The organism is Streptomyces sp. NPDC060000, assembly GCF_042737375.1.
GTDB lineage: Bacteria > Actinomycetota > Actinomycetes > Streptomycetales > Streptomycetaceae > Streptomyces.
On the sequence record NZ_JBHWUU010000024.1, the window covers coordinates 64,872 to 82,869 of the forward strand.

Here is a 17,998-nt window from a genome sequence, read left to right on the forward strand (position 1 = left end):
TCCCTCCCGTCCGCCTTGACCACTCGTTTGTCAGTGCCGCGCCGTAGGGTGGTCGCGCTATGACGAAGCCCTCACTCCCCGAACTCCTGCACGCTGCCGTCACCGCTGTCGGCGGCACGGAGCGCCCCGGCCAGGTGACCATGGCCGAAGCCGTCGCCGAGGCGATCGACGACGGCTCCCATCTGCTGGTCCAGGCCGGCACCGGCACAGGTAAGTCGCTCGGCTACCTCGTGCCCGCCCTCGCGCACGGGGAGCGGGTCGTGGTGGCGACCGCCACGCTGGCCCTGCAGCGTCAGCTCGTGGAGCGGGACCTGCCGCGCACGGTCGACGCGCTGCATCCGCTGCTGCGTCGCCGCCCGGAGTTCGCGATGCTCAAGGGCAGGTCGAACTATCTGTGCCTGCACCGACTGCACGAAGGCGTCCCGCAGGACGAGGAGGAGGGCCTCTTCGACCAGTTCGAGGCGGCCGCCCCCACCAGCAAGCTGGGCCAGGACCTGCTCCGGCTGCGGGACTGGTCGGACGAGACCGAGTCCGGTGACCGGGACGACCTGACGCCCGGCGTCTCCGACCGGGCCTGGGCCCAGGTGTCGGTGTCCTCCCGGGAGTGCCTGGGGGCCACGAAGTGTGCCTACGGAGCCGAGTGCTTCGCGGAGCTGGCCCGGGAGCGCGCCAAGCTCGCCGAGGTCGTCGTCACCAATCACGCGCTGCTCGCCATCGACGCCATCGAGGGTGCGCCGGTGCTCCCGCAGCACGAGGTGCTGATCGTGGACGAGGCGCATGAGCTGGTCTCCCGGGTCACTGGTGTGGCCACTGGCGAGCTCACTCCAGGACAGGTCAACCGGGCTGTGCGGCGGGCGGCGAAGCTGGTCAACGAGAAGGCGGCCGACCAGCTGCAGACAGCCGCCGAGGGCTTCGAACGGCTGATGGAACTGGCGCTGCCGGGCCGCCTTGAGGAGGTCCCCGAAGACCTCGGGTACGCCCTCATGGCGCTACGTGACGCGGCGCGGACCGTCATCTCGGGCATCGGCGCGACCCGCGACAAGTCGGTCCAGGACGAGGACGCGGTCCGCAAGCAGGCCCTGGCGTCCGTGGAGAGCGTGCACGACGTGGCGGAGCGGATCGTCAACGGCTCCGAGTGGGACGTCGTCTGGTACGAGCGGCACGACCGTTTCGGCGCTTCGCTGCGTGTCGCGCCCATGTCGGTGTCGGGTCTGCTGCGGGAGAAGCTCTTCGCGGACCGCTCCGTGACCCTGGCCTCTGCGACCCTGAAGCTGGGCGGGGACTTCAACGGTGTGGGTGCCTCGATGGGGCTGGCCCCGGAGGGTACGGAGGGCGAGGACGTCCCGCAGTGGAAGGGTATCGACGTGGGTTCGCCCTTCGACTACCCCAAGCAGGGCATCCTCTACGTGGCCAAACACCTCTCGCGTCCCGCGCGGGACGGCGACCGCGGCGACATGCTGGATGAGCTGACCGAACTGATCCAGGCGGCCGGCGGGCGCACGCTCGGCCTGTTCTCCTCCATGCGGGCGGCGCAGCTCGCCGCCGAGGAACTGCGTACGCGTGTCCCCGAGTTCCCGATCCTCCTCCAGGGGGAGGAGACGCTCGGTGAGCTGATCAAGAACTTCGCGGCGGATCCGAAGACATGCCTCTTCGGCACGCTGTCGCTCTGGCAGGGCGTCGACGTCCCGGGACCCAGCTGCCAGTTGGTCGTCATGGACAAGATCCCGTTCCCGCGCCCCGACGACCCCCTGATGAGCGCACGCCAGAAAGCGGTGGAGGACGCCGGCGGCAACGGCTTCATGGCTGTCGCCGCCACCCACGCGGCGCTGCTGATGGCCCAGGGCGCGGGCCGCCTGGTAAGGGCATCGGGGGATCGTGGTGTGGTCGCCGTGCTGGATCAGCGGCTGGCGACGGCCCGCTACGGGAGCTATCTGAAGGCGTCCCTGCCGGACTTCTGGTACACAACGGACCGCAATCAGGTCCGGAAGTCGCTCGCTGCGATCGACGCGCTGGCCAAGCAGACAGAAGCAGAGTGAAAGGGCAGGCGGAGGCACAGTGACAGGAGGGGGCCGCCCCGGACCGGGACGGCCCCCTCCTGTCACCGACCACCTTCGTGGACCGTCGGGCGCAGCACAGGGCCCCGGAACCGGCGCAGGGATCCCGGGGCCCAGTTCAGGGGGTGGACGCGGGTCACCCGCGTCCACCGCCGTGCTCAGACGCGGCGGAGCACGGCCACCACCTTGCCGAGAATGGTCGCGTCATCGCCCGGGATCGGCTCGTACGCCGCGTTGTGCGGGAGAAGCCACACATGGCCGTCCTCGCGCTTGAAACGCTTGACGGTGGCCTCGCCTTCCAGCATCGCTGCCACGATGTCACCGTTCTCGGCGACGGGCTGGCGGCGGACGGTGACCCAGTCGCCGTCGCAGATCGCGGCCTCGATCATCGAGTCACCGACGACCTTGAGCACGAACAGTTCGCCGTCGCCGACCAGCTGCCTGGGGAGCGGGAAGACGTCCTCGACCGACTCCTCGGCGAGGATAGGGCCCCCGGCTGCGATGCGCCCGACCAGCGGGACGTAGGACGCGGCGGGCTTGCCGGCGGTGTCCGTGGGCTGCACGGAGGCGGCCTGGTCGGAGCCGCGCACCTCGTACGCGCGCGGACGGTGCGGGTCGCGACGCAGGAAGCCCTTGCGCTCCAGCGCCATCAGCTGGTGGGCGACCGAGGAAGTACTCGACAGTCCGACCGCCTGACCGATCTCCCGCATGGACGGCGGGTAGCCACGCCGCTGTACGGAATCCCTGATGACCTCGATCACACGGCGCTGCCGGTCGGTGAGTCCCGAGCTGTCGGCGCGGATGCCTGGAGGTCGGCCAGGCATCGAGCGCTTGTGTCCCTCGGGATTCATGGCTTCGTTCATCGCATGCACCGGCTCGAGTCGGCCCTGGGAGCGGTCCTGGGCAGTGATGGTGGCGCTGTCTGCGGTGGTGGTCACGTCGGCCCCTCTCGATTGTCTCCCTGCTGGACAACGGTAGATGCTTTCGAAAGGTTGCGCCAAACACACGTTCGAGTGAAAAAGCGTGGATAACCTGACTTGATCATGTGTGTGGGTGTATTGGCTGACGTGCTGTCCGGCGGATGTGCGGGCTCATGGTTGTACTCTTCACCGCCGAGACGGACGACCCGGTGAGGTGTGACCTCAGTCTGCCATCCGGCGTTCCGCCGACCGGGAACCGGTCCCGTCTCTGCGCGAGAGTCCCACCGCTTCTCCCTGCGGCGCCCACGGTATCGCCGTATCCGCCGCGCCGATACGGGTGCACGCGCGCGTGCACGGGTGGATTTCGGGTGCTCGGTGTGACGGTGGGACAGCGTGCGGTGAGCCCGGCGGCGCGACACGCGACACGGCCTGTACGTATGGGCCAAGCCCCCATATGTAGTGGTTGGATTGCACCAGCAGCCCAGAAGTTGTGGTCCCGGTGTCTTCGAGACGCTCACGGATCCCCTATGCTTGGGGCTGCTTCGAGGGGCCCGTGAGGCCTGGCGAGGTCATCGAGTCTGCCGTGAGGAGGGTTGGAGTTCATGCACTGCCCCTTCTGTAGGCACCCCGACAGTCGTGTAGTCGACAGCCGTACGACGGATGACGGCACGTCGATCCGCAGGCGCCGCCAGTGCCCTGGCTGCTCCCGTCGTTTCACGACCGTGGAGACGTGCTCGCTCATGGTGGTGAAGCGGTCCGGAGTCACCGAGCCCTTCAGTCGCACCAAGGTCATCAACGGCGTGCGCAAGGCATGCCAGGGACGCCCTGTCACCGAGGACGCCCTGGCTCAGCTCGGCCAGCGGGTCGAGGAGGCGGTGCGGGCCACCGGAAGCGCCGAGTTGACCACCCATGACGTGGGGCTGGCCATACTCGGCCCGTTGCAGGAGCTCGACCTCGTCGCCTATCTGCGATTCGCCTCCGTCTACCGGGCGTTCGACTCGCTCGAGGACTTCGAGGCCGCCATCGCGGAACTGAGGGACCAGACGGCACGCCCCGCCGCGGACGACGACGACCGCGAGGGCGACGCAGGAGCCATCAAGGGGAGCCGGGAAGACGAAGACGGGCCCGGCGGGACCGTGCAGGTCCCCGAGCCCGCACACGCCGCCGACTGACCGGCGGGCCGGAACCGGGGTTGTGACTCCGGGGACGGCCGCGCGGCGGCGGACCAGAACCCGCTGTGGGTGGCAGCGCGTGGTGCCCACAGCACAAGACAGAACACCGTGTCACGGGAACATCGTGGCATTTTAGGGCGTTTTCGCCCGCAGAGGGAGGCGGCATGACAGAGACGGCGAGCGGTCCGGCACGAGGCACCCGGGCCAAGGGTGCCAAGACCACCAAGGGCCTGCGTATCGAGCGCATCCACACGACCCCCGGAGTGCACCCTTACGACGAGGTGGTCTGGGAGCGTCGTGACGTCGTCATGACCAACTGGCGCGACGGCTCGGTCAATTTCGAGCAGCGTGGCGTCGAGTTCCCCGACTTCTGGTCGGTGAACGCGGTCAACATCGTCACCAGCAAGTACTTCCGCGGTGCCGTCGGCACCCCTCAGCGCGAGACCGGCCTCAGGCAGCTGATCGACCGCATCGTGAAGACGTACCGGAAGGCCGGTGAGGACAACAAGTACTTCGCCTCGCCCGCCGACGCCGAGATCTTCGAGCACGAGCTGGCGTACGCCCTCCTGCACCAGATCTTCAGCTTCAACAGCCCCGTCTGGTTCAACGTCGGCACCCCGCAGCCCCAGCAGGTGTCCGCCTGCTTCATCCTGGCCGTCGACGACTCCATGGAGTCGATCCTCGACTGGTACAAGGAAGAGGGCATGATCTTCAAGGGCGGCTCCGGCGCCGGCCTGAACCTCTCCCGCATCCGCTCCTCCAAGGAGCTCCTCTCCTCCGGCGGCAACGCCTCAGGACCGGTCTCCTTCATGCGTGGCGCCGACGCCTCCGCCGGCACCATCAAGTCCGGTGGCGCCACCCGTCGCGCGGCCAAGATGGTCGTCCTCGACGTGGACCACCCGGATGTCGAGGACTTCATCGCCACCAAGGTGAAGGAGGAGGAGAAGATCCGCGCTCTGCGCGACGCGGGCTTCGACATGGACCTGGGCGGCGACGACATCACGTCCGTCCAGTACCAGAACGCCAACAACAGCGTCCGCGTGAACGACGAGTTCATGACCGCTGTGGAGAACGGCACCGAGTTCGGTCTCCGCGCCCGCATGACCGGCGAGATCATCGAGAAGGTCGACGCCAAGGCGCTGTTCCGCAAGCTTGCCGAGGCCGCGTGGGCCTGTGCCGACCCGGGCATCCAGTACGACGGCGTGATCAACAACTGGCACACCTGCCCCGAGTCCGGCCGGATCACCGCGTCGAACCCGTGCAGCGAGTACATGCACCTGGACAACACGTCCTGCAACCTCGCCTCGCTGAACCTGATGAAGTTCCTCAAGGACGACAGCAAGGGCACCCAGTCCTTCGAGGCCGACCGCTTCCAGAAGGTCGTCGAGCTCGTCATCACCGCGATGGACATCTCCATCTGCTTCGCTGACTTCCCGACCCAGAAGATCGGCGAGAACACGCGCGCGTTCCGCCAGCTCGGCATCGGCTACGCCAACCTCGGCGCCCTGCTGATGGCCACCGGCCACGCCTACGACTCGGACGGCGGCCGCACCCTGGCCGGCGCCATCACCTCTCTGATGACGGGCACGGCCTACCGCCGCTCCGCCGAACTGGCCGCCGTCGTGGGCCCGTACGACGGGTACGCCCGTAACGCCGAGGCCCACAACCGCGTCATGAAGCAGCACTCCGACGCCAACGGGGCGGCCGTCCGTACGGACGACCTGGACAGCCCCGTCTGGGCCGCCGCCACGGAGGCCTGGCAGGACGTGCTGCGTCTCGGTGAGCGGAACGGTTTCCGTAACTCCCAGGCGTCCGTGCTCGCCCCGACCGGCACCATCGGTCTGGCGATGTCCTGCGACACCACCGGCGTCGAGCCCGACCTCGCCCTGGTCAAGTTCAAGAAGCTGGTCGGCGGCGGCTCGATGCAGATCGTCAACGGCACCGTCCCGCAGGCCCTGCGCCGCCTGGGTTACCAGGAGGAGCAGATCGAGGCGATCGTCGCCCACATCGCCGACAACGGCAACGTGATCGACGCTCCCGGCCTCAAGCAGGAGCACTACGAGGTGTTCGACTGCGCCATGGGCGAGCGCGCCATCTCCCCGATGGGCCACGTCCGCATGATGGCCGCGATCCAGCCCTGGATCTCCGGCGCCATCTCCAAGACGGTCAACATGCCGGAGACGGCGACCGTCGAGGAGGTCGAGGAGATCTACTTCGAGGCCTGGAAGCTCGGCGTCAAGGCGCTCGCGATCTACCGCGACAACTGCAAGGTCGGCCAGCCCCTCTCCGCGAAGACGAAGGAGAAGGAGAAGACCGAGGTCACCCAGAAGGCCGAGGAGACCATCCGCACCGCGGTCGAGAAGGTCATCGAGTACCGCCCGGTGCGCAAGCGTCTGCCCAAGGGCCGTCCTGGCATCACGACCTCGTTCACGGTCGGTGGCGCCGAGGGCTACATGACCGCCAACTCCTACCCGGACGACGGTCTCGGCGAGGTCTTCCTGAAGATGTCCAAGCAGGGCTCGACCCTCGCCGGAATGATGGACGCGTTCTCCATCGCGGTCTCCGTCGGGCTCCAGTACGGCGTGCCGCTCGAGACGTACGTCTCGAAGTTCACGAACATGCGCTTCGAGCCGGCCGGCATGACCGACGACCCGGACGTGCGGATGGCACAGTCGATCGTCGACTACATCTTCCGTCGCCTGGCGCTCGACTTCCTGCCCTTCGAGACGCGCTCCGCGCTCGGCATCCACTCCGCCGAGGAGCGTCAGCGCCACCTGGAGACCGGTTCGTACGAGCCGACCTTCGAGGAGGAGGACGTGGACGTCGAGGGCCTCGCCCAGTCGGCCCCGCGCCAGACCGACCTGAAGGCCGTCGCCACCCCCAAGGCCGACATCGAGGTGGCCGCGCCCGCCCCGAAGCAGGTCCACACCAGTGCCGAGCTGGTGGAGATGCAGATGGGCATCCAGGCCGACGCTCCGCTGTGCTTCTCCTGCGGTACGAAGATGCAGCGAGCCGGATCCTGCTACATCTGCGAGGGCTGCGGTTCGACCAGCGGTTGCAGCTGATCCCAGCCGTGCCGGTCGGGTCGCGACGATCTTGACGTCGCGATGAGCCGACACAGGGCGGTGGAGCCGATTCCCGGTTCCACCGCCCTCGGTCTCTTCGGGGGCACCATCCGTTATCGAGCGGGTGGTGCCCTCCTCGACTTCAGGAGCGGCGCACCTGTCCCATGATCCTCGTGAACGTCGCCGGGTCGTCCTCGAAGCCCTGGACGCCGGAGCGGAACGACCACCCGTCGGACGACTCGCGCAGGAACTCCCCGACCGTCGCCGCGGTCGCACCGAGGACGTCGGCGAAGTCGTCCTCGTCCAGAACGGTGTAGCCCTCTCGTATCCGGAAGGCGGGGTTGAGCACATCGACGAAGGTCCTGTGCGCCTGACTCTGCTGGATGACGACGCCGACGACCACGCGCGCGTAACGCGCGTCCAGGCGATCGAGTTCCAGCGTCATCACCTCGTCCCAGCCGAAGCCCTTGCCGTCCTTGCTGTCCCGGTTGAGGTAGATCGTGCCGTCGGGCGAGCGACTGTCGAAGTGGACCACATAGGCCGGGGCGCCATGCGCATCGTCGGCCAGGTAGGTCGCGGCCACGATGTCCAGGTCGGTGGGTGGCTGCCCCGTCGGACTCGGGTCCCACTTCAGAGCCATCTCGACTTTGCGGATTCCCTTGTTGAGACCGCTCACCGGAATTCCCCTCCCCGTATCCCTGTCTGACATCGCCCCGAACTGGCCGATCCTGAGGGTCGGTTGTCCATCCTGCCACGCGCACGCGCAGCATCGCAGCGCTGCTTCGTGAACGAGGGTGACCAACGCCACGCCGACTGGCCTTACCATGGCGCGGTGCTGGTCAAGTGGATTCGCTGCACCGTGGTGGACCGCCGCGGTTTCGAACGGGGACAGCGAAAGTGGGCGGGGCTTCTGGGGGAGCCGGGGTTCCGGGGGCAGGGCGGGGGCTGGAGCAGAGGGCGGCCCTCCGTCGCGCATGTCTTCACGTTCTGGGAGAGTCGTGCCTTCTACGACTCCTTCATGGCGCGTTCCCATGATCGACTGGCGGCGGCGCAGTCGGGCACGTTCAAGGACGTCCAGGTACGTTTGTTCGACTACCGCTTCGACGTGAAGACGGGCTTCGAACCCCGGTTCACCGACTCCGACCTGCTGCGGGTGGCGCTGTGCCGGGTCCACGAGGAACGGGCGGAGCACTTCACCCTCATGCAGGAGAAGGTGTGGAACCCCGCCATGGCGGGCTCGCCCGGCATGATCCGGGGGCTGTTCGCGGAGGCGCCCGGGCACGAGTTCATGGTGCTCTCGATGTGGCGCTCGGCGGCCGAACACGGAAAGTACCGCACCGAACGTGTGGAGCGGCTCGCGCTGCGTGCCCAGACGGAGACGGACATCGCCTCCCTCACCGGCGACATCGTAGAACTCGAATCGACCTGGACGGTTTGAAAACCGGACTCGCTGCCGCACTAGCCGATCATGCACTGTTGTGTGACTTCTGTTGCGGGATTTGTGTGACCTACGCCGTATGGAGGCCCTACGAGTGCTCGATCGGCCGTCACCCGATCTAGGGTTTTGGCATGGCACGACCACGGCGCATCGTCCTTGTCCGGCACGGGGAGTCAACGGGCAATGTTGATGACACCGTCTACGAGCGTGAACCCGACCACGCACTGGCCCTGACGGAGCGGGGGTGGCGGCAGGCCGAGGAGACGGGAAAGCACGTGCGGGAGGTGTTCGGCCGCGAGCCCGTCAGCGTGTACGTCTCCCCCTACCGGCGTACGCACGAGACGCTGCGGGCCTTCCACCTGGATCCGGAACGTATGCGGGTGCGCGAGGAGCCCCGGCTGCGCGAGCAGGACTGGGGAAACTGGCAGGACCGCGACGACGTACGACTGCAGAAGACCTACCGGGACGCTTACGGGCACTTCTTCTACCGTTTCGCGCAGGGTGAGAGCGGCGCCGACGTCTACGACCGGGTCGGCGGCTTCCTGGAGAGCCTCTTCCGCAGTTTTGAGGCCCCCGACCACCCGCCGAACGTGCTCATCGTGACCCATGGTCTGGCGATGCGGCTGTTCTGCATGCGCTGGTTCCACTGGACGGTCGCCGAATTCGAGTCCCTCGCCAATCCGGGGAACGCCGAGATGCGGATGCTCGTTCTCGGGGACGACGACAGGTACACGCTCGACCGGCCCTTCAAGCGCTGGCGAGACCCGGAACCGTACGGGATCACCGGATAGAGTGGGGGAGCGATGACCGCTGACTCCTCTCCCGCCCGGCGCCTGGAGCGCGCCCTGGCCAGCCTGCGCGGACTCGCCGTGGGCGACGCGCTGGGCTCACAGTTCTTCGTGCCGGTGAACTATCCGCTGCTCCAACGCCGCGAGCTGCCGCCCGGGCCCTGGCAGTGGACCGACGACACGGAGATGGCCTGCTCCGTCGTGGCCGTTCTCGCCGCTCACGACCGCATCGACCAGGACGCGCTGGCCCACTCCTTCGCACACCACCACGACTTCGACCGCGGATATGGTCCTGCGGTCAACCGGCTGCTGCGGCTGGTCAGGGAGGGCGCCGACTGGCGTGAGCTGTCGGCCGCCCTGTTCAACGGACAGGGGTCCTGGGGCAACGGCGCCGCGATGCGGGTCGCCCCCTTGGGGGCCTGGTACGCGGACGACCCCGAGCAGGCGACCCATCAGGCCGAGATCTCCGCCTACCCCACGCATCAGCACCGCGAGGCCGTGGTCGGCGCCATGGCCGTCGCCGCGGCCGCCGCGCTCGCCGGCGCACCCGGAGGTCCGCCCGGCGCGGAGGCGTTGCTGGACGGCGTCATCGCGCTCGTCCCGAAGAGCGCCGTAGGCGCCGGACTGCGGCGCGCCAGGGACATGCTCGACTACGCCGACGCGGCCACCGTCGCGGCGGTGCTGGGCTGCGGGAGGCGTACCTCGGCGCATGACACCGTCCCGTTCGCGATCTGGTCGGCCGCTCGTGCCCTGGGTGACTACGAGGCGGCGTTCTGGACGACGGCGCAGGTCGGCGGCGATGTGGACACGACCTGCGCCATCGTGGGCGGAATACTGGCGTCCGGCAAGGCGGGGATGCCTCCCGAGGCGTGGGCGTATCAGTTGGAAGCGCTGCCGGGATGGGTCTTGCCGCCCGTGTGACCGGGGCCCCTGTCGCCTTTTCCCGCCGGATGGGAACTCTCGGTGTCCGATGGGAACTCTGAGTGACCGGCCGTGCGTTGTTCCGACATCCGCTGTGCGCCGTTCGCGTGCAGATCGGGCGGTGGCCGTGGGACCGACGTAGGGGGTGGGCGTGCCGTTCGTCCGGTTGGGGATCATGCTGTCGGTTCTGAGGGGCCTGGTGGGCCGACCCGGAAGCGCTGGACGCGTCCGCACCGCGGAGTGCGGTGGTGCTTCCGGGTCGGCCGGTGGCGCCGTCCTGTCAGCCCACCGTGGGGCTCGCCGTTCCGGACAACGCCTCGAGGTCGCTCTTCTGGACGCGGATGACGAACCAGGCCGTCACCAGAGCGAGTACGGCCATCGCCGCTGCCGGGACGAAGGCCGTCGAGATGCCGTGCGCGAGTACCTCGTGCCCCCAGGAGGCCGGCAACTGGTGCGTCTTGGCGAACTCGGCCTTCTGCTCCGGAGATCCGCCGGCGAGGAACTTCGGCACTTGTTTCTCCGCCTCGTCCTTGCTGGCCGAACCGAAGACGGTCGTCAGAATGGACAGGCCGAGCGAACCTCCCACCTGCTGCGTGGCGTTGAGCAGGCCGGACGCGGCGCCGGCTTCGTGCGGGGCGACACCCGAGACGGCGGTGACCGTCACCGTCACGAAGTTCAGCCCCATGCCGAAGCCGAAGATCACCATCGGTCCGAGCACCCCGCCGACGTAGGAGCTGTCCGGGCTGATGAAGGCCTGCCAGGTGAGGCCGAGCGTGACCAGCGCCGAACCGGCGAGCATGAACGGCTTGGGGCCGGCAGTGGGCAGGAAACGCTGCGACAGACCCGCGCCCGCCGCGATGGCGAAGGTGACGGGGAGGAAGGCGAGGCCGGCCTTGATCGGGCTGTACCCCAGCACGTTCTGTACGAAGAGCACGATGTAGAAGAACATGCCGAACATGGCCGCGGCGAGGCTCAGCATGATCACGTAGGTGCCGGAGCGGTTGCGGTCGGCGAACATCTTCAGCGGGGTGATCGGCTCCTTGGCCCGCCTCTCCGTGAACACGAAGGCGACCAGCAGGATCAGCGCGGCTGCGAAGGCGCCGAGTGTCAGACCGTCCCGCCACCCTTCCTCCGCCGCGCGGATGAAGGCATAGACCAGGGAGGCCATGCCGACTGTCGAGGTCAGCGCGCCGGCTATGTCGAAGCGCCCGGGGTGGCGTTCGGACTCGTTGATGTAGAGCGGCGCGAGGAAGGCGATGAGCACCCCGATGGGCACGTTGACGAACAGTACCCAGCGCCAGTCGAGCCACTCGGTGAGCATGCCGCCCGCGAGCAGACCGATGGCGCCACCGCCCGCGGAGACCGCGGCGAAGACGCCGAACGCCCGGTTCCGCTCCGGACCCTCGGGAAACGTGGTGGTGATGAGCGCCAGCGAGGTGGGCGAGGCGATGGCGCCTCCTACGCCTTGCAGGGCGCGTGCGGCGAGCAGCTGCCAGGGCTCCTGGGCCAGGCCGCCCAGGAGCGAGGCGAAGGTGAAGAGAAGGATGCCTGCCATGAACACGCGGCGCCTGCCGAGGATGTCACCGGCGCGAGCGCCGAGCAGCAGCAGACCGCCGAAGGTGAGCGTGTAGGCGCTGACCACCCAGGTGAGATCGGTGGTACTGAACTTGAGCGCGTCTTGAATGTGCGGGAGCGCGATGTTCACAATCGTCGCGTCGAGTACCACCATGAGTTGGCAGGCCGCGATCACGGTGAGCGCGATGCCGGGGTGCCCCTCCCGGCGGGCGGTCCCCGGTTTCTGGTTCTGAGTCAGCTGAGAGGTTGTCACTATGAGTCCCCCACAAGGGCGTTAGTGAACGCTGGCGTTCACTGGCCCGTCAACGGTAGTGAGTCCTCTGTAGTGAACGCAAGCGTTCACTCGCGGCGTCGCCTCCCGGCGTGTCCCCCGTCGCGGTCGCGCAGAGCCTCGCGCCGCTCCTTGATCCCCGCTCCCTCTGCTCGCTGGAGACACTCGGATGGTTACTTCGCGCTGGACGGCCGCCCCCTCTCGGGCGCCCTCTCCCCGCCGGCGCGGCGCCGTGCTCGAACGTGCGATTCTCGATGCCACGCTGGAGCAGTTGGGCACCGTCGGCTGGAACGGCCTCACGATGGAGGGGGTGGCCGCCGGCGCCCAGACCGGCAAGGCCGCTGTCTACCGCCGCTGGCCGTCCAAGGAGGCGCTCGTGGCGGACGCCCTGCGCGCCGGGCTGCCCCGGCTGGACGCCGCCCCGGATCTGGGGAGCGTGCGTGAGGACCTGGTCGCATTGTGTCGCGGCGCACGTGACGCGATGTTCTCCCGCCCCGGATTCGCGTTGCGATCAATCATTCACGAATGCGATCCACTCCAAGGTGAGCGCTTCCATACGCTCATCTTCGAGGGGGTCGTGGAGCCGACCGTCAAGCTCCTTCGTGAGGTTGTCAACCGCGGAATCGAGAGGGGTGAGGTGCGGCCCGACGCGGGGAACGCCTATGTCCTGGATGTCATTCCGGCCATGATGATGTATCGATCAAAAATGTGCGGATGCGAATGGAATGATCATGATCTCGATGAGATGATCGACCGGCTGATGCTGCCGCTGCTGCGGCCGACGGTGCCCTGAGCGCGGTTCCGGTGCCCATGCGGCAGTCCGGTGAAGGACCGGTGCCGGCCGGGGTGTCGCGAAGGGATCCCGGCGGCGTAATCTAAGGGCGCCATGCCGTACGAACCACCTACTCATACCGTCGAGCGCTCCCTCCGCGCCACGACCGGAGCGAAGGTCATTGCCGGAGTCGACGAGGTGGGCCGCGGTGCGTGGGCCGGACCTGTCACCGTCTGCGCGGCGGTCACCGGACTCCGTCGGCCTCCCGCAGGGCTCACCGATTCCAAGCTGCTCACCGTCAAGCGGCGTACCGCACTCGCCGAGGAGCTGCTGACGTGGGTGACCTCCCACGCCCTGGGTCATGCCTCTCCGGAGGAGATCGACGACCTGGGGATGACCGCCGCGCTGCGGCTCGCCGCCGGGCGGGCCCTGGAGGCCCTCCCGATCCGCCCGGACGCGGTGATCCTCGACGGGAAGCATGACTATCTCGGCGCCCCGTGGAAGGTCCGTACGGTGATCAAGGGCGATCAGTCCTGCGTGGCGGTCGCGGCGGCCTCGGTGATCGCCAAGGTCCAGCGCGACAAAATGATGGCCGAACTGGGTATCGACCATGCAGACTTCGCCTTTGCGGACAACGCCGGGTATCCGTCGCCTGTGCACAAGGCCGCACTGGAGGAGCGGGGCCCCACTCCGTTCCACCGGTTGTCGTGGGCGTATCTTGATGCGCTGCCCCAGTGGCGGCACCTCAAGAAGGCCCGCAGCTGGGCGAACGGAAGCGCTCCGGGGGTCGAAGGCCAACTCGGCTTCGAGTTCTGACGGTTCCGGCCGCACCGATGCGCCACCCGCTGGCGCTCGCCGCACCAACGATTGATAGACGACAGCTCATGCCTCTCATTCCCGAGGAGCCTCAGATTCACGAGAGTGCCCAGGGTCCCCGCGCCACTCCGGCCAGTGGCCGCACAGCGCCGACCCCCCGACCCGTACCCGGACCCCGTCCCGCGGCTCCGTCGCGTCCCGGTCGTCCCGGCCCCCTTCGGCCCACGCCGCCGGCGCAACGCGCGCCGCGCGACGTGGCCGGCACGCCAGGGCCCTCGGCCCCGGCGGCTCCCCCCGTCACCGCGCCCGCTTCGGTGACTCCCCAGGTCCAGTTGGTCCCGGCCTCGGCCGAGGGTGCGCTGGACGCCGCAGAGGAGGCCCTCGACCTCCTCCTGGACTCGGGCCGCGCCCCGGGGGAAGTGCTGGTGATCACCACCGGCGAACAGCACCCCTGGGCCACACACGAACTGTCCTTCGGCGAGGCGCCCTACTGGGCGCAGCATGACGCGGGAGACGACGTCTTCTACGCCGATGCCGCAGCACTGGACCGGGCGGGTGTGCGTCCCGTCGTCGTGGTCGCCGTCAACGGCGGTCCCGACACCGTGACCGCCACCGCTCTGCCGCTGGCCCGTGCCAGGGCTGCCGCGCTGCTGATCGTGTGTGGCGACCCGCAGCAGATCGGCGCGGTGTTGGGCGCGGGCGTCTGAGTCGGCTCCGGTGAGCCGAGAGGCGGCCGGGACCATGGAGGCGTCGCTGCTGCGGCGCCTCTGCGGTATGCCCTCGCGCTACTGCCCGCCGCATGTGCGGACGGACGGCTCCCGGCGGCGGGCGGTCGGGAGCCCTGCGCGCGCGTCTCGGTGCAACCCGAGCCGCCGCCCCGGTGCCTTCTGGCGCGGAGCGACTCGAGGGACACGTCGTCGGCCGCTACCCGGAGCGACCGGCGGCGACCGGCGGCACTGGGCGGCGAGTGACGGTCTCGGTGAGCAGCCGGGACGTGCGTGGCTCGCGGGCTGTTCGGCACGCGGTGCGACGACGCACGTCAGGCCCGGGAGGCTCGCGCCGCCCGAGGCCGACGTCCCGGCGGGTCCCTCGGGCGGCCGATCGTCTCTCAGCGGGCGGCCGCGCGACGCAGCACCTCCGACGCGGCGCCACCGGTCCGGGGCAGCGGCGGCGGGGCCTCCGACAGGGCGAAGGGTTCCGGAGTCGAATCCGCGTGCGGCCGACGGCCTCCGCGCCCCTCGCCGAGGACCTGCCAGCCGTCCCGGGTGAGAGTGATGTACGCCCCACAGCGCAACCCGTGCAACGTGCACGCGTCCCGCAGACCCCACATCCACGCCCCGTCCTCCTCCGTCCAGCGTGCGTCGCCCTCACGGCAGTAGAGCAGCACAGCGGTGCGTACGGGTGTGCGCAGCCGCAGGTCGTGCGGGATGACGCGGCGCAGTTGGGCGAGCAGGGCGTTGCGGAACATCCAGCCGTCGGACGATGCCTGACGCCGGGTGAACGAGGCGCTGGCGCACACCCGTTCGTCCGAGTCCAGCACGGCTACGATCGCCGTAGTCGGCCGTGGACGGTGCCGTGAGTGCAGCCCGCTGACGACTTCCCTCGGGTTGCGCAGCAGCGGGATGCCGGCCGCTGCCCATTCAGCAGGCTCGAGCAAGCGGGTGGCGGAGGCGGCGGACGTGGACGTCGACAACGATGCCGCCGAGGACGGAGCGAATCCGAAGGTCACGATCCTCCCTTCGGCTACGGCCCACACTGCGGGCGGGTCGGGTTCGGGGAAGCGCACGCCGCAGCAGAGCCCTACCGGACTACGGGCAAGCCGTGCGGGGAGCGGAACTCAATTCTTCCTGTCGAACTTGGATGCGGCAACGAGCAATTGGGGCCACCGACCGTTATGTGACGATGAGTGACTTATATCCTTACCCAGTGATTCGGGGAGGGACACGTGAGTCCACAGTCCCACGCCTCGGAGCACTGTCGCGGTCGCCCCCTGTGATCAGCCTTGCACCGCCAGCACCAGAGGCAACACCCCTTGCGCGCCTGCTCGGCGCAGCATCCGGGCCGCGACCGCGAGGGTCCAGCCCGTCTCGGTGTAGTCGTCCACGAGCAGAACGGGTCCCCGGGCCTCGGTGAGCGTGGCGGCGAGCGCGGGCGGCACCTCCAGCATGCCGTGGAGCGCCTTGAGGCGTTGGGCGCTGTTGCTCCGGGAGATCGGTGAGGCGTCGGCGGTGTACTCCACCGAGCCCAGGAACGGAAGCCGGCCGACCTCCGCGATGTGTGCGCCCAGCGAGTGGATCAACCGCGGTCGGGTGCGTGAGGCGATGGTGACCACGCCGACCGGGCGCGGCGAGGCTTCGGCCGCGGCGGAGGCCCAACCGCCGGGACCCTTCGCCCAGTCGGCCAACACGCCCACCACAGCCCTCGCCACGTCGTCCGGAACCGGCTCGTCCAAAGCCTGGGCGGTGAGCATGGGGCGGAGCCGGTTGCCCCATCCGATGTCCGAGAGACGCCCCAACGCCCGCCCGGTCGTCGCCTGTTCACCCGCCGGAATGCGCCCCTTGAGCTCCACTCCGATCGCCGGGAGGCCGGTCGGCCACATCCGGCGGGGCTCCACCTCGACGCCCGCGCGACCCAGGTCCACCCGCGCGGCGTCCAGTGCGGCCGTGGACGTCTCGGCGGCGTAACGCGCTCCCGCGCAGTTGTCGCAGCGTCCGCAGGGCTTGGCGCCTTCGTCGTCCAGCTGGCGTTGAAGGAACTCCATCCGGCAGTCGGTCGTCGACGCGTACCGGCGCATCGCCTCCTGCTCGGTCTTGCGCTGCCGGGCGACCCACTCGTACCGCTCGGCCTCGTACCTCCACGGCTGCCCGGTGGCCAGCCAGCCGCCCTTGACCCGCTTGACCGCCCCGTCCACGTCGAGGACCTTGAGCATGGTCTCCAGGCGGGAGCGGCGCAGCTCCACCAGCGGCTCAAGGGCGGGCAGCGACACCGGCCGCTCCGCGCGCCCGAGGACATCCAGTGTGCGGCGCACCAGATCCTCCGACGGGAAGGCGAGCGACGCGAAGTACTCCCAGATCGCCTCGTCCTCCTTACCCGGCAGCAGGAGCACCTCCGCGTGCTCGACCCCGCGTCCCGCGCGGCCGACCTGCTGGTAGTACGCGATGGGGGAGGAGGGCGAGCCCAGGTGCACGACGAACCCCAGGTCGGGCTTGTCGAAGCCCATGCCGAGCGCTGAGGTGGCGACCAGTGCCTTGACCTTGTTGGCCAGCAGATCCTCCTCGGCCTGCTGCCGGTCGGCGTTCTCCGTGCGCCCGGTGTACGAGGCGACAATGTGGCCGCGCTGCCGGAGGAAGGCGGTGACCTCCTCCGCCGCGGCGACGGTGAGCGTGTAGACGATCCCGGAGCCGGGGAGATCGTCGAAATGGTCGGCGAGCCACGCCATCCGGTGCGCGGCGTCGGGCAGCCGCAGCACGTTCAGGCTGAGGCTCTCGCGGTCCAACGGGCCGCGCAGCACGAGGGCGTCCGAGGTGCCGCCGGTGCCGAGCTGCTCGGCGACATCGGCCGTCACGCGCGCGTTCGCGGTCGCGGTCGTCGCGAGCACCGGTACGCCCGGCGGGAGATCGTTGAGCATCGTCCGCAGGCGGCGGTAGTCCGGGCGGAAGTCGTGGCCCCAGTCGGAGATGCAGTGGGCCTCGTCGACGACGAGCAGTCCGGTCGCGGCGGCCAGCGCGGGCAGTACCTCGTCACGGAAGTCCGGATTGTTGAGCCGTTCCGGGCTGACCAGCAGGACGTCGACCTCGCCGGCGGCGATCTCGGCCTGCACGGTGTCCCACTCCTCAATGTTCGAGGAGTTGATGGTCCGTGCGTGGATACCGGCCCGGGCCGCGGCCTCGACCTGGTTGCGCATCAGCGCGAGCAGCGGAGAGACGATCACCGTGGGGCCGGCACCGCGGGCCCGGAGCAGAGAGGTCGCCACGAAGTAGACAGCGGACTTGCCCCATCCCGTGCGCTGCACCACGAGGGCCCTGCGCCGGTCCGCGACCAGCGCCTCGATCGCCCGCCACTGGTCCTCACGCAGCCGGGCCCTGCCCGTGGCGTCGCCGACCAGGCGAGCGAGGACGGTGTCGGCGTCCGCCCGGAGATCCGTGTTGCTCGTGTGCTCCATGCCCCCATACAACAGGACGGCACTGACAATCCGGTCAGGGACGG

At 69.1% G+C, this 17,998-nt stretch carries 14 protein-coding genes; 9 read left to right on the forward strand and 5 right to left on the reverse strand.

The genetic code is table 11. From position 1 onward, the window contains the following. Positions 1-59 precede the first annotated feature (59 nt). Entirely contained in the window at positions 60-2,036 is a 1,977-nt protein-coding gene (locus tag ACFWBB_RS15290) for an ATP-dependent DNA helicase (protein ID WP_385271264.1), read from the forward strand. A 176-nt stretch (positions 2,037-2,212) separates the two neighbouring features. On the opposite strand, the gene lexA is transcribed toward ACFWBB_RS15290, so the two are convergent. Continuing rightward, positions 2,213-2,992, reverse strand: coding sequence for a transcriptional repressor LexA (lexA, locus tag ACFWBB_RS15295; RefSeq protein ID WP_385271267.1), 780 nt, complete (start codon positions 2,990-2,992; stop codon positions 2,213-2,215). Positions 2,993-3,576: 584 nt separating this feature from the next. Here lexA and nrdR point away from each other — a divergent pair. Both nrdR and ACFWBB_RS15305 read left to right on the forward strand, forming a co-directional pair. Beyond that, positions 3,577-4,146, forward strand: a complete 570-nt coding sequence (nrdR, locus tag ACFWBB_RS15300) for a transcriptional regulator NrdR (protein ID WP_385271337.1) — start codon at positions 3,577-3,579, stop codon at positions 4,144-4,146. Positions 4,147-4,310: 164 nt separating this feature from the next. Next, positions 4,311-7,211 carry a vitamin B12-dependent ribonucleotide reductase gene (locus ACFWBB_RS15305; RefSeq protein ID WP_385271270.1) on the forward strand — a complete coding sequence of 967 codons (2,901 nt, stop codon included), beginning with the start codon at positions 4,311-4,313 and terminating at the stop codon, positions 7,209-7,211. A 142-nt stretch (positions 7,212-7,353) separates the two neighbouring features. Here ACFWBB_RS15305 and ACFWBB_RS15310 read toward each other — a convergent pair whose 3' ends face one another. Next, entirely contained in the window at positions 7,354-7,887 is a 534-nt protein-coding gene (locus tag ACFWBB_RS15310; RefSeq protein ID WP_385271273.1) for a TerD family protein, read from the reverse strand. Positions 7,888-8,043: 156 nt separating this feature from the next. Between ACFWBB_RS15310 and ACFWBB_RS15315 the strand changes: the two genes are divergently transcribed. The 3 genes from ACFWBB_RS15315 (at position 8,044) to ACFWBB_RS15325 (ending at position 10,358) form a co-directional block, all read left to right on the forward strand. Continuing rightward, positions 8,044-8,649: a YdbC family protein gene (locus ACFWBB_RS15315; protein ID WP_385271276.1), complete on the forward strand. Its 606-nt coding sequence runs from the start codon at positions 8,044-8,046 to the stop codon at positions 8,647-8,649. 131 nt (positions 8,650-8,780) lie between these two features. After that, positions 8,781-9,440 carry a histidine phosphatase family protein gene (locus ACFWBB_RS15320; RefSeq protein WP_385271279.1) on the forward strand — a complete coding sequence of 220 codons (660 nt, stop codon included), beginning with the start codon at positions 8,781-8,783 and terminating at the stop codon, positions 9,438-9,440. Positions 9,441-9,452: 12 nt separating this feature from the next. After that, entirely contained in the window at positions 9,453-10,358 is a 906-nt protein-coding gene (locus ACFWBB_RS15325) for an ADP-ribosylglycohydrolase family protein (protein ID WP_385271282.1), read from the forward strand. Between the two features lie 280 nt (positions 10,359-10,638). Here the strand turns inward: ACFWBB_RS15325 and ACFWBB_RS15330 are convergent, their stop codons facing one another. Further along, positions 10,639-12,186 carry an MFS transporter gene (locus tag ACFWBB_RS15330; RefSeq protein ID WP_385271285.1) on the reverse strand — a complete coding sequence of 516 codons (1,548 nt, stop codon included), beginning with the start codon at positions 12,184-12,186 and terminating at the stop codon, positions 10,639-10,641. A gap of 187 nt (positions 12,187-12,373) precedes the next feature. Here ACFWBB_RS15330 and ACFWBB_RS15335 point away from each other — a divergent pair, with 187 nt between their 5' ends. From ACFWBB_RS15335 to ACFWBB_RS15345, 3 genes are all read left to right on the forward strand, one after another. Continuing rightward, a complete protein-coding gene (locus ACFWBB_RS15335; protein WP_385271288.1) occupies positions 12,374-12,997 on the forward strand; it encodes a TetR/AcrR family transcriptional regulator in 624 nt (207 codons plus the stop codon). Between the two features lie 93 nt (positions 12,998-13,090). Beyond that, the gene (locus ACFWBB_RS15340; protein ID WP_385271291.1) at positions 13,091-13,792 is read left to right on the forward strand and encodes a ribonuclease HII; all 702 of its coding nucleotides are present in this window, start codon (positions 13,091-13,093) and stop codon (positions 13,790-13,792) included. Positions 13,793-13,860: 68 nt separating this feature from the next. Beyond that, complete coding sequence (locus tag ACFWBB_RS15345; RefSeq protein WP_385271294.1) at positions 13,861-14,499, forward strand: hypothetical protein; 639 nt, start codon at positions 13,861-13,863, stop codon at positions 14,497-14,499. A 401-nt stretch (positions 14,500-14,900) separates the two neighbouring features. Here the strand turns inward: ACFWBB_RS15345 and ACFWBB_RS15350 are convergent, their stop codons facing one another. Beyond that, entirely contained in the window at positions 14,901-15,521 is a 621-nt protein-coding gene (locus tag ACFWBB_RS15350; RefSeq protein ID WP_385271297.1) for a hypothetical protein, read from the reverse strand. 267 nt (positions 15,522-15,788) lie between these two features. Then, a complete protein-coding gene (locus ACFWBB_RS15355; RefSeq protein ID WP_385271300.1) occupies positions 15,789-17,954 on the reverse strand; it encodes a RecQ family ATP-dependent DNA helicase in 2,166 nt (721 codons plus the stop codon). Positions 17,955-17,998: the final 44 nt, after the last annotated feature.